We start from the raw sequence: 17,672 nt of genomic DNA on the forward strand, positions 1-17,672 counted from the left end.
CGTCAAAACGTAAAATTCTTCAGCGCGTCGGGCATGCCTTGCGCCATTGCCGCTTTTTCCTTCTCGGAGTAAGTCACTGTGTCCCACACTTCCAGGTAGTTACCCATTCCGAGCAACGTCACTTCTTTAGTCAGCGATGCCGCCGCGCGTAATTCCGGCGACACCAATACCCGTCCAGCGCTATCGAGCTCGACATCCATGGCGTTGCCGAGATAGATCCGGCGAACCCAGATTGCGTCCATAGGGAGTGCAGCGATTTTCGAGCGAAAGATTTCCCACTCAGGGCGAGGAAAGAGCAACAGGCATCCATCCGGGCTCTTGGTGAGCGTAACCCGGCCTTCTGCCTGTCCTTGCAGCGCTTCCCGATAGCGAGACGGGACGGACATCCGTCCTTTCGCATCGAGCGACAGCGCCGAAGCCCCTTGGAACACTCGCCCTCTCCTCTTCACGCCACGGCGGCGCGTCACGACTTTGTTGGAATATGCCTGAAAATGCTCTCTGAATCACACAAAAATACACTTTCTCACACCATTTCCCACTGTAGAGGAAGGCATTTCGCCGGTCAATACGATCTGGCATTTTTTGACTAAATTTGTTTGTTAGAACAATGACTTAGCGCAGACCGCTAAAGTAGGGTGAAATTTCGAAAAGCGTTATGAATGAATGATGTAGTGGCGAATGTGAAGGTAGTACGTGAAATGACGGACAACGACTAGGGGATGGTTTTGTTCCGCGAAGGCCCGCGCGAGGAATTGCGGGTCAGATGGAACGCAGAAACAGGAGAGAAGTGAGAGCGCATCCCGCCGGATTCGGCGAGATGCGTGATTGATTAAATATAGTACGCCGTGCGGGTCATGACCTTCGATGTCGCGCGCATCAGCGCCCGCACCGGAAACGGCAATTCGACGCCGCCAGCGTTGATGGCCGCGGCGGCATGCGCGGCTTCATCCGAACGCATTTGCTCGACGATCGCGCGTGATGCGTGGTCGTTCACGGGCAGACTCGTCATATGGCTGTTCAGGTGCTTCTCCACCTGACGCTCGGTTTCTGCCATGAACCCCAGACTGACCCGGTCACCAAACCTTCCCGCGATAAACCCCAGCGCCAGCGACCCGCCATACCACAATGGGTTGAGCAGGCTGGGCCGTGAGTCGAGATCGCGCAAACGCTGCATAGTCCACGCCAGGTGGTCTTCTTCCTCGCGCGCAGCTTCCTCGAAGCCGCGCTTCAACGTGGTCGACTTGGTCGCGAGCTTTTGCGCCTGATACAGCGCCTGCGCGCACACCTCGCCAACGTGATTCACGCGCATCAACGCCGCCGAATGCGCCTTCTCTTCCGCGCTCAATGCTGTATCCGCTACGTCAGCGGGAGGCTCAGCAATGTCCACTTGAACCGGAGGCGCCTCGGGTATGGGGCGTGACATCCGGGATACGCCGGTCATCGACCGTAGTCCACGATCGAACTCAGAGATCAGTTCATCGAGTGTCATTTCATAACTCCTGTTTCGATCTCCTGAGCGATCTTGACCGGGCGGAGACCGATCGTCCAACTAACAAATTATCTACACTTTAAAACGCGTAATTAGGGCAGATACGGGTCGTAAATATGTCGGAAACCTGGATTTTACCGCATGTTGCGTAAACGTCACATGCGGGTAATTGACCGTCGGCTTTTGCTTTGTCACTAAAGGCCTCTTTGTTACATTACGTTCAACTTTGATTTTGAAGTACCCGGCGGGGACGTCAACACACTGGCGCCAAGAACAGTGACCTTGCCAAACAGTTTCAACACTGTGGAGATCATCAGCGAAAAAGTCGCTTCTCGCTGTGGCCAATATCAACGGCCTATCGCCAGCGTCAACGCAGAACCCGATCACCGCGCTGGCCGGCATCCGTCACACGTTCTAATAAGTCGTAATAACGTAGTTGTCTTGAAAGGCGCCTTCGGGCGCCTTTTTTTCGTGCTGACCGGGCTGGATCGAGTCGGCTTCGATGCATACACTGAAAAAAGCCTCCACATCTTGCGATGCGAAGGCCTGCTGTTTATTTCACTCTTCGGCAGTTGATCCGTGTTCAGGCGTTGCCGTCGCGCAACTCACGGCGCAATATCTTGCCGACATTACTCTTCGGCAATTCCGTCCGGAACTCGATCACGCGCGGCCGCTTGTAGCCCGTCAACCGTTCTTTACAGAAGGCCATCACATCGGCTTCGGTCAAATGCGGATCGCGGCGAACGACAAACAGTTTGACCGCTTCGCCCGAGGTCGCATCCTTCACGCCGACGGCCGCCACTTCGAAGACGCCCGGAAGCTTCGCCACCACATCCTCGATCTCATTCGGGTACACGTTGAAGCCCGACACCAGGATCATGTCCTTCTTGCGGTCTACGATCTTCACGTATCCGCGTTCGTCCATGATGCCGACGTCACCCGACTTGAAGAAACCGTCGGGGGTCATCACTTTCGCCGTCTCATCGGGACGGTTCCAGTAACCCGCCATCACCTGCGGACCGCGAATGCAGATCTCGCCGGGCTGGCCAAGCGGCATGTCGTTGTTGTCGTCGTCGCGGATGGCCAGTTCGGTGGAGGGGAACGGCAAGCCGATCGTGCCGGTGTATTCCGTAGCGGTCACCGGATTGCACGTCACGCAGGGAGATGTTTCGGATAACCCATAACCTTCGATAATCGGCGAACCGGTGACCTCGAACCATCGCTTGGCCACAGCTTCCTGCACGGCCATGCCGCCGCCGTTCGCCGCGATCAGCTTGGAAAAATCAAGCTTGGCGAATTCCGGATTGTTCAGCAGCGCGTTATACAGGGTGTTCACGGCGGGAAACGTGTTGATCTGGAAGCCTTTCAGCTCCTTGATCGTGCCGGGGATATCGCGCGGATTCGGAATCAGGATACCCAGGCCGCCCGTGCGCAGGGTCAGAAAGCCGCAAACGGTCAGCGCGAAGATGTGATAAAGCGGCAGCGCCACGACGGTCACGAATTGATCGATGTCCGGCCGGCTCTTACGTCCAGGTTCGAGCCAGACTTCGGACTGCAAGACGTTCGCAATCAGGTTCCGATGCAACAGCATCGCGCCCTTCGCTACACCTGTCGTGCCACCTGTGTACTGGAGAAAAGCGATGTCGTCGGGACCTTGCTTGATGGGTTTGAGCGTTTCGCGTGCACCTTCTCGAAGGGCTGCGTTGAAACTCGCATGGCCGGGGAGACTCCACGCCGGCACCAACTTCTTCACACGCCGCACGACGAAGTTGACGATCACGCCTTTCGCGCCCATCAGGTCGCCCATCGACGCCACCACCACGTGCTTGATCGCGGTGTTTTTCACGACGGCCTGCACGGTATGCGCGAAGTTCTCGAGCACGACGATTGCCTCGGCTCCCGAATCCCTCAATTGATGCTCGAGTTCGCGCGGCGTGTAGAGCGGATTGACGTTCACAACGACATAACCCGCGCGCAAAATGGCGGCAATCGCGACCGGGTACTGCAGCACGTTCGGCATCATGATTGCGACGCGTGCGCCGGTCTTAAGCCCGCGCGACTGGAACCACGCCGCTAGCCGGCTGGACAGCGTGTCGAGTTCGCCATAGGTGATCGCCTTGCCCATACAGACAAACGCGTGTTTGCTGCGATGTTCGCGAAAACTTTCTTCCAATAGGTCGGAAAGCGAATTGTACTGAGTCGCATCGATTTCCTCGGGCACGCCTGCCGGATAGGACTTCAGCCAAATTTTTTCCATACGGCGTCTCCTTTGTATGATTTTAGAATGGTCGTGCGAAATTTGTCCGTAGCGCATCGTAGCCGCTCGATCGCATTCCGACAACCGGGTTAGACGCCAGCTTCCAATCTCACCGGCCCGTGCTTCCCCTTACGCCTGCTGGCTTCCACGCAATTTTGCTTACCTCGTTTTCTCAACTCAGTAAGCCGCCTCGACCTCCACGAGACAATCGTAAAATGTGGCGGAGCCGCCCAGATCCGTCAGCGCTTGACTCGTCACCTGGTTGGCGTTGCAGCCATCCGGCGCGAGTTTCTTCCACCATACCGATAACCCCACCACTACGCCTTCACGCGCGCGATCGGTGACGCGCACGCGCGCCTGCATCGACCCGCGGTCGTTGAATACACGCACCAGTTCGCCTTCGATGATCTGGCGAGCGTGGGCATCGGCGGGATGCATGTCGAGATGCGGTTCACCCTCCGTCGATCGCAGGCTTTCCACGTTGACGAAGCTGCTGTTGAGGAAGTTCCGTGCGGGCGGCGAGATCATCGCGAGCGGATAACGTGCGGCGAGTGCCGGCGCGTATTCTGCCGATTCGTACGGCGGCAGGTAATCGGGCACCGGTTCCAGCCCGGCACGTTGCAAGCGCTCACTGAAAAATTCGCATTTCCCCGATGGCGTGTGGAAACCGCCCTCGGCGAACGGCGCCTCCGCCAGCTTGAGCTGCGCCCAGCCTGTTGTCTTCAGCGTGTCCCAGGTCACGCCGGCCAGCGCGGGATCGTTCCAGCGGAATGCCTTCGATGCCAGCTCTTCATCGCTTTCAAATAGCGCCGGATGCGTCAGCCCCATCGCTCTGGCCAGGCCGCGGAAAATCTCCGTGTTTGGCCGCGACTCACCCACCGGAGCGATAGCCGGCAAGTTCGCCATCACGTGCGTGTGGCCGTATGACTTGTGGGCATCGAGATGCTCGAGCTGCGTGGTCGCCGGCAAGATGAGGTCGGCGTAATCGGCGGTATCGGTCTGGAAATGTTCGAGCACGATCGTGAACAGATCCTCCCGCGCGAACCCTGCCGCGACCTTCGCGGAATCCGGTGCGACGGCGACCGGGTTCGAGTTGTAGACGATCAGCGCTTCGACTTTCGGGCCGAAGCTCGCGTCGCCAGCGTGCAGCAACGCGTCGCCAATAGCGTTCATGTTCACCATGCGCGGCAGCTTCGACGGCCATCCCGGCATCAAGTCCGGCCGTTCGAGCGCGTTGACATCGACTGGCGCCCAACTCGACGACGACAGCAGCAAGCCCCCCGACCGCTCGCGCCATGCACCAGTAAGCGAAGGCAGACAAGCGATCGCGCGAACCGCATTGCCCCCGCCTCGCACGCGCTGCATGCCGTAGTTGAGGCGTATCGATGCTTTTTTCGTCGATCCGAAAGCCCGCGCGAGATCGATCACAACCTGCTCTTCGATCCCGCATATTTCCGCGACACGCCCCGGCGGATAAGCTTCGGCACGCGCCTTGAGTTGATCGAAGCCGAGCGTGTAGGCGCCGATGTACGCCTGATCGATCAGCCCTTCACCGATCATCACGTTCATCATGCCGAGCGCCAGCGCGCCGTCAGTGCCCGGTTTCAACGCGATGTGCTGGTGGCATTTTTCAGCCGTCAGCGAGCGATAAGGATCGATGGCAATCAACCGCGCACCCCGGCGCTTGGCTTCCTGTGCGCGCGTCCAGAAGTGCAGATTCGAGGCGATCGAATTCGATCCCCAGATCAGGATCAGTTCGCTTTCCTCGAAATACTCGGTATGCATGCCGAGACTTCCGCCATACGTGTAACGCAAGCCCGCGGCGCCGGCAGCAGCGCAGATAGTCCGGTCCAGACGCGACGCGCCGAGCACATTGAAGAAGCGCGCAGCAATGCTCTCACCTTGCACCAAGCCCATCGTGCCCGCGTAGCTATAGGGCAAGATGGCTTCGGGCGCACGGGCCGCGATTTCATTCAGGCGCTCCGCGGCGAATTTCAGCGCGTCATCCCAGCTGAGTGTTTCGAAACGGCCCGAGCCCTTCGGACCAACGCGCCGCATTGGCGTGAGTAACCGATCTCGATGATGTGTCCGTTCGGCATAGCGCGACACTTTCGTGCACAGCACGCCTTGTGTGGGCGGATGATCCGGGTCGCCGGTCACCTTGATAGCGCGGCCGTCCTTGACCGTGACGCGCATCGCACAGGTGTCGGGACAATCGTGCGGACAGACAGCACGAGCGAATTCGGCGGGAGCATTCATGCGGATATCCGGTGGGAACGAGCAAAAAGCGGACAGATTGCATCATTTTATTACGGTCGACCGGGGCCGCCGTCTCGTATCTCGATAAATAATCGCGGGCGTAGAATGGTGCGATCGACGCGGACGAAAGCACGCGCAACGTTAATTTTTCAAACCGAGGCCAGTTTCATGAATCTGATTCCAGAAATCGAAGCGTCGCACGAGGAAATCAAAGCGCTGCGACGAACGATCCATGCGCATCCCGAATTGCGTTACGAAGAAGTCGGCACGGCAAAACTAGTCGCCGACAATCTCGAACAATGGGGCTTGGAAGTACATCGCGGCATGGGCAAAACCGGCGTCGTCGGGGTATTGAAACGGGGTTCGGGTAAGCGATGCGTGGGCCTGCGCGCCGACATGGACGCATTGCCTATTACCGAAATCAACACGTTCGGACATCGATCCCAAAACGAGGGCCGCATGCACGCGTGCGGCCACGACGGCCATACCGCCATGTTGTTGGGGGCGGCGAAACATCTGGCTACGTACGGCAAGTTCGACGGGACCATCGTGTTCATCTTCCAGCCGGCCGAGGAAGGTGGAGCGGGCGCCAAGGCGATGATCGAGGACGGGCTGTTCGAACAATTTCCCGTCGATGCCGTGTTCGGCATCCACAACTGGCCGGGTATTCCTGCGGGTCATTTCGGTGTCACCCCGGGCCCGATCATGGCATCGAGCAACGAATTTCGCATCAATATCAAGGGTATCGGCTCGCACGCGGCGTTGCCACACAATGGGCACGACCCGGTATTCACCGCGGTTCAGATTGCTAACGGGCTGCAAGGGATCATCACGCGCAGCAAGAAACCCATCGACACCGCCGTCCTTTCGATCACGCAGATTCATGCTGGAGACACGTCGAACGTTGTCCCCGATGACGCCTGGCTCGGGGGCACAGTGCGAACATTTACCGTCGAGACACTCGATTTGATCGAGCGCCGGATGCGGGCGATTGCGGAGGCGACTGCTGCTGCGTACGAGTGCGACGTTTCCATCGACTTTCATCGCAACTATCCGCCCACGATCAACGACGCTGAGCAGACGCGCTTCGCGGCGTCGGTGATGGCTGCGGTAGTGGGAAAGGAGAACGTCAATGCTTCCGTCGAACCTACGATGGGCGCCGAGGACTTCGCTTTCATGCTGCTCGAGAAGCCAGGCTGCTATGCGTTTTTGGGAAATGGCGAAGGGTCGCATCGTGAAACTGGACACGGATTGGGACCTTGCACGCTTCACAACGCAAGCTACGATTTCAACGACGCGCTGTTATCGGTTGGATCAACGTATTGGGTGCGGCTTGCAGAAAAGTTTCTGACTGCTGGAGAGGATCAGGCGACGCGCTGAATGAGTTAAATCGCGGTTAACGCCGATGCGTCCACCTCTTTGAGAAGTGGGCGCATTTTGTTTGTAGCGGGCGGGCGTGTTTTAGTTATGTTTTGGCTATCGAATCAGCGTTTTGAGGGCGCTTTGCTTTGCCGCGTGATCGAGAGTGATTTGATTCGGTTCGCGCAGAGTGTGTTTCTGCTGAAACGCCGTAAATAGGCCGTGTAGGCCGTGTATATGCGCTGAAGTCACGGCACCGTTATAGTCCGCAGCGATACGCGTTCATGGGTTGCTGTATTGCGTGTTGAAGAACGCGTAAGCCGATGTGTTGTGGTGTTGGGATGCGAGTTGTATGAAGCGGTGTTCAGAAACGCAAAAACCCCACCTTTGTGGGGTGGGGTTTTTGTTTAGCTGCACAGGTTACGAGCAACAGATGAGGAGCCTGACGATTACCTACTTTCACACGGGAATCCGCACTATCATTGGCGTGGAGTCGTTTCACGGTCCTGTTCGGGATGGGAAGGGGTGGTACCGACTCGCTATGGTCATCAGGCATAAAGGGGTGTTGTGGTGGGGGTTAAGGCCATCACAACCAATCTGGGGAAGAAGTAGTCGAGTGCATGTGTTGAGCACGCCTCGTTATTACTGGTGTTGCTTGGGGTTGTGTTTAGTACTGGCACAACACTGATCTCAACCTTGCGCGTTCGTCTGGCACTGGGCCATAGGAGACACACTTGTTATAGGATCAAGCCTTACGGGCAATTAGTATCAGTTAGCTTAATGCATTACTGCACTTCCACACCTGACCTATCAACGTCCTGGTCTAGAACGACCCTTCAAGGAGCTTAAAGCTCCAGGGATATCTCATCTCAAGGCGAGTTTCCCGCTTAGATGCTTTCAGCGGTTATCTCTTCCGAACATAGCTACCCGGCGATGCCACTGGCGTGACAACCGGTACACCAGAGGTTCGTCCACTCCGGTCCTCTCGTACTAGGAGCAGCCCCCTTCAAATATCCAACGCCCACGGCAGATAGGGACCAAACTGTCTCACGACGTTTTAAACCCAGCTCACGTACCTCTTTAAATGGCGAACAGCCATACCCTTGGGACCGGCTACAGCCCCAGGATGAGATGAGCCGACATCGAGGTGCCAAACACCGCCGTCGATATGAACTCTTGGGCGGTATCAGCCTGTTATCCCCAGAGTACCTTTTATCCGTTGAGCGATGGCCCTTCCATACAGAACCACCGGATCACTATGACCTGCTTTCGCACCTGCTCGACTTGTCGGTCTCGCAGTTAAGCACGCTTATGCCATTGCACTATCAGCACGATTTCCGACCGTACCTAGCGTACCTTCGTACTCCTCCGTTACACTTTGGGAGGAGACCGCCCCAGTCAAACTGCCTACCATGCACTGTCCCCGATCCGGATCACGGACCAAGGTTAGAACCTCAAACAAACCAGGGTGGTATTTCAAGGACGGCTCCACCGAAACTAGCGTTCCGGTTTCATAGCCTCCCACCTATCCTACACAGATCGGTTCAAAGTCCAATGCAAAGCTACAGTAAAGGTTCATGGGGTCTTTCCGTCTAGCCGCGGGGAGATTGCATCATCACAAACACTTCAACTTCGCTGAGTCTCGGGAGGAGACAGTGTGGCCATCGTTACGCCATTCGTGCAGGTCGGAACTTACCCGACAAGGAATTTCGCTACCTTAGGACCGTTATAGTTACGGCCGCCGTTTACCGGGACTTCAATCAAGAGCTTGCACCCCATCATTTAATCTTCCGGCACCGGGCAGGCGTCACACCCTATACGTCCACTTTCGTGTTTGCAGAGTGCTGTGTTTTTATTAAACAGTCGCAGCCACCAGTTTATTGCAACCCCTTCACCCTCCTGGCGCAGGCCAGTCAAGCTACAGGGGCGTACCTTATCCCGAAGTTACGGTACCAATTTGCCGAGTTCCTTCTCCCGAGTTCTCTCAAGCGCCTTAGAATACTCATCTCGCCCACCTGTGTCGGTTTGCGGTACGGTCTTGTTAAACTGAAGCTTAGAGGCTTTTCTTGGAACCACTTCCGATTGCTTCGCCACCTAAGCGGCTCGCCTCACACCCTTGAATTCCGCGCCCGGATTTGCCTAAGCGCCTTCTCCAATGCAAGGACCGGGACTTCCAACACCCGGACAACCTTCCGCGATCCGTCCCCCCATCGCATTTAACAATGGTGCAGGAATATTAACCTGCTTCCCATCAGCTACGCATTTCTGCCTCGCCTTAGGGGCCGACTCACCCTACGCCGATGAACGTTGCGTAGGAAACCTTGGGCTTACGGCGAGGGGGCTTTTCACCCCCTTTATCGCTACTCATGTCAGCATTCGCACTTCCGATACCTCCAGCACACTTTTCAATGCACCTTCACAGGCTTACGGAACGCTCTCCTACCATGCGGGATAAATCCCGCATCCGCAGCTTCGGTATATTGCTTAGCCCCGTTACATCTTCCGCGCAGGACGACTCGATCAGTGAGCTATTACGCTTTCTTTAAAAGATGGCTGCTTCTAAGCCAACTTCCTGACTGTTTTAGCCTTCCCACTTCGTTTCCCACTTAGCAATATTTGGGGACCTTAGCTGGCGGTCTGGGTTGTTTCCCTCTTGACACCGGACGTTAGCACCCGATGTCTGTCTCCCGTGATTGCACTCTTCGGTATTCGGAGTTTGCTATGGCGTAGTAATCCGCAATGGACCCCACAACCATGACAGTGCTCTACCCCCGAAGGTGATACACGAGGCACTACCTAAATAGTTTTCGGAGAGAACCAGCTATTTCCAAGTTTGTTTAGCCTTTCACCCCTATCCACAGCTCATCCCCTAATTTTTCAACATTAGTGGGTTCGGTCCTCCAGTACGTGTTACCGCACCTTCAACCTGGCCATGGATAGATCACTTGGTTTCGGGTCTACGCCCAGCAACTGAACGCCCTATTCGGACTCGCTTTCGCTACGGCTGCCTTAATCAGTTAACCTTGCTACTGAACGTAAGTCGCTGACCCATTATACAAAAGGTACGCCGTCACCCCTTGCGAGGCTCCGACTGTTTGTATGCATGCGGTTTCAGGATCTATTTCACTCCCCTCCCGGGGTTCTTTTCGCCTTTCCCTCACGGTACTGGTTCACTATCGGTCGATCACGAGTATTTAGCCTTGGAGGATGGTCCCCCCATCTTCAGACAGGATTTCACGTGTCCCGCCCTACTTGTCGTACACCTAGTTCCACACATCCGCTTTCGCCTACAGGACTATCACCTGCTATGGTCACACTTTCCAGAGTGTTCGGCTAACGGTCGTGCTAAAGAGTACAGGCTGATCCCATTTCGCTCGCCACTACTTTGGGAATCTCGGTTGATTTCTTTTCCTGCGGTTACTTAGATGTTTCAGTTCACCGCGTTCGCTTCACTAGACCTATGTATTCAGTCTAGGATGACCCAGAAGGGCCGGGTTTCCCCATTCGGACATCTACGGATCAAAGCTCGTTTGCCAGCTCCCCGTAGCTTTTCGCAGGCTACCGCGTCCTTCATCGCCTGTGATCGCCAAGGCATCCACCACATGCACTTGTTCGCTTGACCCTATAACGAGTGTGTCTCTCCAAACACTACCCAGGTTGCCCCGGACCGTGTTTTTCTTCACCTCGCTATAGGTTGAGTATTCGTGTTGCGCCGTATTCCAAAGCAATCTTTCGATCACCTTTTCATACATTGATACAATCACAACCCTGATTCACCTACTCACACACCCATCTCTAAGTGTACTTTCGTGAATCTCTTTACTACTTCTTCCAGATTGTTAAAGAACGACAGCACAACTTAAAGCGCTATGCTTTAAGTTGCTTACTGACTGGCTCAATCGCCAATGCGTAATCACTCTCTTTATAAAGAATGCTATGCGTTGGTGATTGGTGGAGGATGACGGGATCGAACCGACGACCCCCTGCTTGCAAAGCAGGTGCTCTCCCAGCTGAGCTAATCCCCCAGTACCGCGATGCTGAAGGGTCCGTAGATTGGTTTGAATGCGATTAACTTTCGTCAATCACTTTCAAGCGAATCATGGTGGGTCTGGTTGGATTCGAACCAACGACCCCCGCCTTATCAAGACGGTGCTCTAACCAACTGAGCTACAGACCCTTAGCCTGTCTTCTTACAGCCGATAAGCGTGAGCGCTTTAGCACTTCACTTTGAAACGTTGAGCTCGAGAAAGGAGGTGATCCAGCCGCACCTTCCGATACGGCTACCTTGTTACGACTTCACCCCAGTCATGAATCCTACCGTGGTGACCGTCCTCCTTGCGGTTAGACTAGCCACTTCTGGTAAAACCCACTCCCATGGTGTGACGGGCGGTGTGTACAAGACCCGGGAACGTATTCACCGCGGCATGCTGATCCGCGATTACTAGCGATTCCAGCTTCACGTAGTCGAGTTGCAGACTACGATCCGGACTACGATCGGTTTTCTGGGATTAGCTCCCCCTCACGGGTTGGCAGCCCTCTGTTCCGACCATTGTATGACGTGTGAAGCCCTACCCATAAGGGCCATGAGGACTTGACGTCATCCCCACCTTCCTCCGGTTTGTCACCGGCAGTCTCCTTAGAGTGCTCTTGCGTAGCAACTAAGGACAAGGGTTGCGCTCGTTGCGGGACTTAACCCAACATCTCACGACACGAGCTGACGACAGCCATGCAGCACCTGTGTATCGGTTCTCTTTCGAGCACCCCCACCTTTCAGCAGGGTTCCGACCATGTCAAGGGTAGGTAAGGTTTTTCGCGTTGCATCGAATTAATCCACATCATCCACCGCTTGTGCGGGTCCCCGTCAATTCCTTTGAGTTTTAATCTTGCGACCGTACTCCCCAGGCGGTCAACTTCACGCGTTAGCTACGTTACTAAGTCAATGAAGACCCAACAACTAGTTGACATCGTTTAGGGCGTGGACTACCAGGGTATCTAATCCTGTTTGCTCCCCACGCTTTCGTGCATGAGCGTCAGTATTGGCCCAGGGGGCTGCCTTCGCCATCGGTATTCCTCCACATCTCTACGCATTTCACTGCTACACGTGGAATTCTACCCCCCTCTGCCATACTCTAGCTCGCCAGTCACAAATGCAGTTCCCAGGTTAAGCCCGGGGATTTCACATCTGTCTTAACGAACCGCCTGCGCACGCTTTACGCCCAGTAATTCCGATTAACGCTCGCACCCTACGTATTACCGCGGCTGCTGGCACGTAGTTAGCCGGTGCTTATTCTTCCGGTACCGTCATCCTCCCGCCGTATTAGGGCAGAAGTTTTCTTTCCGGACAAAAGTGCTTTACAACCCGAAGGCCTTCTTCACACACGCGGCATTGCTGGATCAGGGTTTCCCCCATTGTCCAAAATTCCCCACTGCTGCCTCCCGTAGGAGTCTGGGCCGTGTCTCAGTCCCAGTGTGGCTGGTCGTCCTCTCAGACCAGCTACAGATCGTCGCCTTGGTAGGCCTTTACCCCACCAACTAGCTAATCTGCCATCGGCCGCCCCTATAGCGCGAGGTCTTTCGATCCCCCGCTTTCTTCCGTAGATCGTATGCGGTATTAATCCGGCTTTCGCCGGGCTATCCCCCACTACAGGACACGTTCCGATGTATTACTCACCCGTTCGCCACTCGCCACCAGGGTTACCCCCGTGCTGCCGTTCGACTTGCATGTGTAAGGCATGCCGCCAGCGTTCAATCTGAGCCAGGATCAAACTCTTCAGTTCAATGCCTGTTACTGTTTTCTATTCTTGCGAATAGGTCGCTCACTCAACGTACTGACAAGTTCCTCCCATCTTCCCTTTCGGAAAGACGCTCAAAACCTACCTTAATACTAGTGTGAGACTTGATACTTTCGCTTCACGGCAGCGTCTCCCGAGAAACCCCGGAAAACACCACCACGCTTCTCAGCAAAACACCAAGCGCCCACACTTATCGGCTGTTAGTTTTTAAAGAACATTCGCTCAAACCGCAAAGCCCCAACCCTCAGAACCCCACCGCTTTCGCGTCGCTGCTCGTGCAGCACAGAAACGAGATTATGTCCTGCGTTTCGCTTTCCGTCAACAGGTTTTTTTACTTCACCTGAACTTTCCGATTCGCTGCGAAGCCCGTCCTGCTTGGCTCTGCGGCATCCTCTTAAGCGCCACGCTTACTGCACTTTCTCACTTCCCTTCGCCTCTTCGTGAAGCGAAGGAACGGAATTCTAGTGCCCGTTCCTCACTCGCGCAAGAGGTTCGTGAAAAGAATTTCAGCGGTGCTTAAAAACCGGTTTCCGCTTCTCAACAAATGCGGCCATTCCTTCCTTCTGATCTTCAGTGGCAAAGAGTGAATGGAACATGCGCCGTTCGAAATGAACTCCCTCTGCTAACGTCGATTCATATGCGCGATTAACGGACTCCTTCGCCATCATTACCGCGGGCAGCGAGAAGCTCGCGATTGTCGATGCCGCTTCCATTGCTTCGTCCAACAAGCTTGCCGCCGGCACAACGCGCGATACCAAGCCAGCACGCTCCGCCTCTTCGGCGCCCATCATGCGCGCGGTCAGGCACATGTCCATTGCCTTCGCCTTCGACACTGCGCGCGGCAGGCGCTGCGTGCCGCCAGCACCCGGAATCACGCCAAGCTTGATTTCCGGTTGTCCGAACTTGGCGGTATCGGCGGCAATGATGATGTCGCACATCATGGCCAGCTCGCAGCCGCCACCGAGCGCGAAGCCTGACACCGCCGCAACGATGGGCTTGCGAATAGTGCGCACCGTTTCCCAGTTGCGCGTGATGAAGTCACCCTTGAACGTGTCCATATAGGAATAGCCGGCCATCATGCCGATGTCCGCCCCCGCCGCGAACGCTTTTTCGCTGCCGGTCAGCACGATCGCGCCGATGTTCTCGTCGGCATCGAATTGCTTCAGCGCGACGCCGAGCTCATCCATCAGGGCATCGTTTAGCGCGTTGAGCGCCTTAGGCCGGTTCAACGTGATCAAGCCGACTCGTCCGCGGACTTCGGTCAATAGATTCTCGTAAGCCATTCATTCCTCCTATGTGAACTCGCGCGAAAACGCTTCGCGCACGCGTCTCGAAAATGCTAACATTCGCAAACCAACCGGTCGGTCAATTAATTGATCAAGCGTCCATCACCGTCACTCATCCCTTGCCGCCATGACACATCCGCTATTCACGAAGCACGAAGCGACGCTTAATCAAGCGCTCGCCGCCATTGCAACACGTGGCTACTGGAGCCCGTTTCCGGAAATGCCGAGTCCCAAAGTGTACGGTGAAACGGCGAGTACGGACGGCGAGGCGGCCTTCAAAGCACACCTGAACCGAACCTTCGATCTGGATCAGCCGACAACCGGCGAGACGATTGGCAATGAGCGTTCGCCCTTTGGACTCGCGCTCGGAATCCGCTATCCGAAAGCGAACCTCGACGCACTGCTGGCTGCATCCAGGACCGCTCAAAGTCAGTGGCGCGCCGCCGGTCCCGACGCGTGGGCGGGTGTCAGCCTCGAAATACTGACCCGGCTGAACAAGGCGAGTTTCGAGATCGGCTACAGCGTCATGCATACGACCGGGCAAGCCTTCATGATGGCCTTTCAGGCAGGCGGTCCGCATGCACAGGATCGCGCGCTCGAAGCAGTGGCGTACGCGTGGGACGAGCTCCGCCGAATTCCTACCGACGCTTATTGGGAAAAGCCCCAAGGCAAGAATCCCCCGCTCGCGATGCACAAGCGTTTCACCATCGTGCCGCGCGGTACAGGTCTTGTGCTCGGTTGCTGCACATTCCCCACCTGGAACGGCTATCCGGGGATGTTCGCCGATTTGACCACAGGCAACACGGTCATCGTCAAACCGCATCCTGGCGCCATCCTGCCGCTGGCAATTACGGTACGCATCGCTCGCGACGTTCTGCGCGAAGCCGGATTCGACCCGAACGTGGTCACTCTGCTTGCGACCGAAGCGAACGATGGCCCCCTCGTTCAGGATCTTGCGCTACGCCCCGAAATCAAGCTGATCGATTTCACCGGCAGCACGCAAAACGGCAACTGGCTCGAGCGCCATGCGCACCAGGCGCAGGTCTACACGGAGAAGGCCGGCGTGAATCAGATCGTGATCGATTCGGTAGATAACCTCAAAGCTGTTGCCGGCAATATCGCATTCTCGCTGGCGTTGTACTCCGGCCAAATGTGCACGGCGCCGCAAAACATCTACGTGCCACGCGACGGCATCCAGACGAGCGACGGCCACATGAGCTTCGACGACGTCGCGAAGACGCTCGCGGCTGCCGTCGAAAAGCTGGTCTCCGATCCGGCCCGCGCGGTGGAATTGACGGGTGCCATTCAGAATGATGGCGTGATGGCGCGCATTGCCGACGCCCGGCAACTGGGCGAAGTGCTGACAGATAGTCAATCGCTCGCTCATCCTACGTTCCCCGATGCCCACGTGCGCTCTCCTCTCATGTTGAAACTGGACATTCGTACCGACGCCGCAAAATTCACGCAGGAGTGGTTCGGCCCAATCTCGTTTGTCATTGCGACGGACTCGACAGCACAGTCTCTCGACCTGGCGGGATCGATTGCTGCGGAACACGGTGCGCTGACGTTCTCCGTGTACAGCACGGACGATGCAGTGGTCGACGCAGCCTACGACGCGGCGATCCGCGGCGGTGTCGCGCTCTCGATCAATCTGACCAGTGGCGTGTTCGTCAACCAGACAGCGGCGTACTCGGATTTCCACGGCACTGGCGCCAATCCTGCAGCTAACTCGTCGTTGTCAGACGCAGCGTTCGTCACGAACCGCTTCCGCGTTGTCCAAAGCAGAATGCATGTTGCACCCAAGACCGTGCCAGCAACAGCTAGCCAAACGGCATAGGTGCCCGGCCCGCAACGCCGCGTCAAGACATAGGCCATTCGGCAGAATGGAGCGCGGCGCCGGGCGCGGCTAGTATCGAAGGCATGCGTATTTGCACAACCTGGTCAGCAAGGAGACACCATGTCCGACAACAGCAATTCAATCGTCATCTGTATCGACGCAAGCACGCGCGTCGCCACGCTGACGCTCAATCGTCCCGACAAGCTGAACAGCTTCACGCGGACGATGCACGAGGAATTGAACAAAGCGCTCGATCAGGTTGAAGGAAGCAACGCCCGGGCACTGGTAATCACGGGGGCGGGCCGCGGCTTTTGCGCGGGCCAGGATCTCGCCGATCTTGACTTCACGCCGGGCGCGATGACCAATCTGGGCGCGCTGATCGACCGGCATTTCAACCCGCTCGTGCGCCGCCTGCAGGCCTTGCCGTTGCCGGTGATTGCCGCTGTCAACGGTATCGCGGCCGGTGCCGGAGCGAATCTCGCCATGGCGTGCGACCTGATCGTAGCGTCGCGTTCAGCGAGTTTCGTCCAGGCTTTTGTGAAGATTGGTCTGGTTCCGGATACCGGCGGCACGTGGCTCTTGCCGCGGCGCGTTGGCGAAGCACGGGCGCTGGGCCTCGCATTGACCGGAGACAAACTGGGCGCCGAACAAGCTGAGACGTGGGGACTGGTCTGGAAAGTGGTCGACGACGAGCAATTGCAGAGCGCTGCACTGAAGCTTGCCGCGCAACTCGCACAGCAGCCCGCCAAGGCTATCGCAGCAATCAAGCACGCTATCCGTGCCGCCGCGAACAATACGCTCGATCAGCAATTGGATCTGGAGCGCGACGTTCAACGCGAACTAGGTGACTCGCACGACTACGCCGAGGGCGTCGCGGCCTTCAAGGAAAAACGTGCGCCCCGCTTCGACGGCCTCTGAAATTCGATCAGAAAACTCCGGGAGAACGCAGCAATGACACCTGAAGAACTCGCCAACGCGACCGCGCAAGCCATGTACGAAGCGGATGCATGCAGCCGTGCGCTCGGCCTCGAACTCAAGGAAGTTCGTCCGGGGTACGCGCGCATGCAAATGAACGTCCGCGACGACTTTCTGAACGGTCACGGTATCTGCCACGGCGGACTCATTTTCACGCTGGCCGACTCAACGTTCGCGTTTGCCTGTAACTCGTACAACATCAATACGGTCGCGGCAGGCTGTTCCATTGAATTTCTGCGTGCAGTGAAAGGCGGCGACCGCTTGTCGGCAGAAGCTGTCGAACAATCACTGACGGGGCGAACCGGCATCTACGACATTCGCGTCACGAACCGCGAAGGCGAAACGGTCGCGATGTTCCGCGGAAAGTCGTCGCAGATAAAGGGCAAGCTGGTTTCCGTGGAATCCTGACCCACCCTAC

10 protein-coding genes, 2 tRNA genes and 3 rRNA genes are annotated in these 17,672 nt (G+C 56.6%); 5 read left to right on the plus strand and 10 right to left on the minus strand.

Features of this window, described 5'->3' with window-relative positions:
• Window positions 1–2 precede the first annotated feature (2 nt).
• Together mraZ and coq7 are read right to left on the minus strand one after the other, a co-directional pair.
• Entirely contained in the window at window positions 3–431 is a 429-nt protein-coding gene (gene mraZ, locus ACSQ36_RS16965; RefSeq protein WP_436182783.1) for a division/cell wall cluster transcriptional repressor MraZ, read from the minus strand.
• A gap of 398 nt (window positions 432–829) precedes the next feature.
• Entirely contained in the window at window positions 830–1,489 is a 660-nt protein-coding gene (gene coq7 / locus ACSQ36_RS16970; protein WP_436182784.1) for a 2-polyprenyl-3-methyl-6-methoxy-1,4-benzoquinone monooxygenase, read from the minus strand.
• 276 nt (window positions 1,490–1,765) lie between these two features.
• Between coq7 and ACSQ36_RS16975 the strand changes: the two genes are divergently transcribed.
• Complete coding sequence (locus tag ACSQ36_RS16975; RefSeq protein WP_436182785.1) at window positions 1,766–2,065, plus strand: hypothetical protein; 300 nt, start codon at window positions 1,766–1,768, stop codon at window positions 2,063–2,065.
• 7 nt (window positions 2,066–2,072) lie between these two features.
• On the opposite strand, the gene ACSQ36_RS16980 is transcribed toward ACSQ36_RS16975, so the two are convergent.
• Both ACSQ36_RS16980 and ACSQ36_RS16985 read right to left on the minus strand, forming a co-directional pair.
• Window positions 2,073–3,746, minus strand: a complete 1,674-nt coding sequence (locus ACSQ36_RS16980; protein ID WP_436182786.1) for a long-chain fatty acid--CoA ligase — start codon at window positions 3,744–3,746, stop codon at window positions 2,073–2,075.
• Between the two features lie 177 nt (window positions 3,747–3,923).
• Window positions 3,924–6,005, minus strand: coding sequence for a molybdopterin-containing oxidoreductase family protein (locus ACSQ36_RS16985; protein WP_436182787.1), 2,082 nt, complete (start codon window positions 6,003–6,005; stop codon window positions 3,924–3,926).
• A 168-nt stretch (window positions 6,006–6,173) separates the two neighbouring features.
• Here ACSQ36_RS16985 and ACSQ36_RS16990 point away from each other — a divergent pair, with 168 nt between their 5' ends.
• Window positions 6,174–7,385, plus strand: a complete 1,212-nt coding sequence (locus ACSQ36_RS16990) for a M20 aminoacylase family protein (protein ID WP_436182788.1) — start codon at window positions 6,174–6,176, stop codon at window positions 7,383–7,385.
• A gap of 419 nt (window positions 7,386–7,804) precedes the next feature.
• Here ACSQ36_RS16990 and rrf read toward each other — a convergent pair.
• The 6 genes from rrf to ACSQ36_RS17020 all read right to left on the minus strand — a co-directional run bounded on the left by rrf (window position 7,805) and on the right by ACSQ36_RS17020 (window position 14,439).
• Window positions 7,805–7,917, minus strand: a 5S ribosomal RNA gene (gene rrf / locus ACSQ36_RS16995).
• Window positions 7,918–8,105: 188 nt separating this feature from the next.
• Window positions 8,106–10,986: ribosomal RNA gene (locus tag ACSQ36_RS17000) — 23S ribosomal RNA — on the minus strand.
• 327 nt (window positions 10,987–11,313) lie between these two features.
• Window positions 11,314–11,389, minus strand: a tRNA-Ala gene (locus ACSQ36_RS17005).
• A gap of 75 nt (window positions 11,390–11,464) precedes the next feature.
• Window positions 11,465–11,541 (minus strand) — tRNA-Ile (locus ACSQ36_RS17010).
• A gap of 69 nt (window positions 11,542–11,610) precedes the next feature.
• Window positions 11,611–13,141, minus strand: a 16S ribosomal RNA gene (locus ACSQ36_RS17015).
• Together the 16S, 23S and 5S rRNA genes with 2 tRNA genes alongside form the textbook arrangement of a ribosomal RNA operon.
• 521 nt (window positions 13,142–13,662) lie before the next feature.
• A complete protein-coding gene (locus ACSQ36_RS17020; protein ID WP_436182789.1) occupies window positions 13,663–14,439 on the minus strand; it encodes an enoyl-CoA hydratase in 777 nt (258 codons plus the stop codon).
• A 130-nt stretch (window positions 14,440–14,569) separates the two neighbouring features.
• Here ACSQ36_RS17020 and paaN point away from each other — a divergent pair, with 130 nt between their 5' ends.
• The 3 genes from paaN to paaI all read left to right on the plus strand — a co-directional run bounded on the left by paaN (window position 14,570) and on the right by paaI (window position 17,662).
• Window positions 14,570–16,279 carry a phenylacetic acid degradation protein PaaN gene (paaN, locus tag ACSQ36_RS17025; RefSeq protein ID WP_436182790.1) on the plus strand — a complete coding sequence of 570 codons (1,710 nt, stop codon included), beginning with the start codon at window positions 14,570–14,572 and terminating at the stop codon, window positions 16,277–16,279.
• Window positions 16,280–16,399: 120 nt separating this feature from the next.
• Window positions 16,400–17,197 carry a 2-(1,2-epoxy-1,2-dihydrophenyl)acetyl-CoA isomerase PaaG gene (gene paaG, locus ACSQ36_RS17030; protein ID WP_436182791.1) on the plus strand — a complete coding sequence of 266 codons (798 nt, stop codon included), beginning with the start codon at window positions 16,400–16,402 and terminating at the stop codon, window positions 17,195–17,197.
• A gap of 33 nt (window positions 17,198–17,230) precedes the next feature.
• Entirely contained in the window at window positions 17,231–17,662 is a 432-nt protein-coding gene (gene paaI, locus ACSQ36_RS17035; RefSeq protein WP_436182792.1) for a hydroxyphenylacetyl-CoA thioesterase PaaI, read from the plus strand.
• Window positions 17,663–17,672: the final 10 nt, after the last annotated feature.

It is taken from the genome of Caballeronia sp. LjRoot34 (assembly GCF_964253815.1).
Lineage (GTDB): Bacteria > Pseudomonadota > Gammaproteobacteria > Burkholderiales > Burkholderiaceae > Caballeronia.

What these genes read in the sequence shown, in the direction of transcription:
- paaI (WP_436182792.1), top strand. Translation starts at nt 17,231, where the DNA reads ATGACACCTGAAGAACTCGCCAACGCGACCGCGCAAGCCATGTACGAA.
- coq7 (WP_436182784.1), bottom strand. Translation starts at nt 1,489, where the DNA reads ATGACACTCGATGAACTGATCTCTGAGTTCGATCGTGGACTACGGTCG.
- ACSQ36_RS17020 (WP_436182789.1), bottom strand. Translation starts at nt 14,439, where the DNA reads ATGGCTTACGAGAATCTATTGACCGAAGTCCGCGGACGAGTCGGCTTG.
- paaG (WP_436182791.1), top strand. Translation starts at nt 16,400, where the DNA reads ATGTCCGACAACAGCAATTCAATCGTCATCTGTATCGACGCAAGCACG.
- ACSQ36_RS16985 (WP_436182787.1), bottom strand. Translation starts at nt 6,005, where the DNA reads ATGAATGCTCCCGCCGAATTCGCTCGTGCTGTCTGTCCGCACGATTGT.
- ACSQ36_RS16980 (WP_436182786.1), bottom strand. Translation starts at nt 3,746, where the DNA reads ATGGAAAAAATTTGGCTGAAGTCCTATCCGGCAGGCGTGCCCGAGGAA.
- ACSQ36_RS16990 (WP_436182788.1), top strand. Translation starts at nt 6,174, where the DNA reads ATGAATCTGATTCCAGAAATCGAAGCGTCGCACGAGGAAATCAAAGCG.
- paaN (WP_436182790.1), top strand. Translation starts at nt 14,570, where the DNA reads ATGACACATCCGCTATTCACGAAGCACGAAGCGACGCTTAATCAAGCG.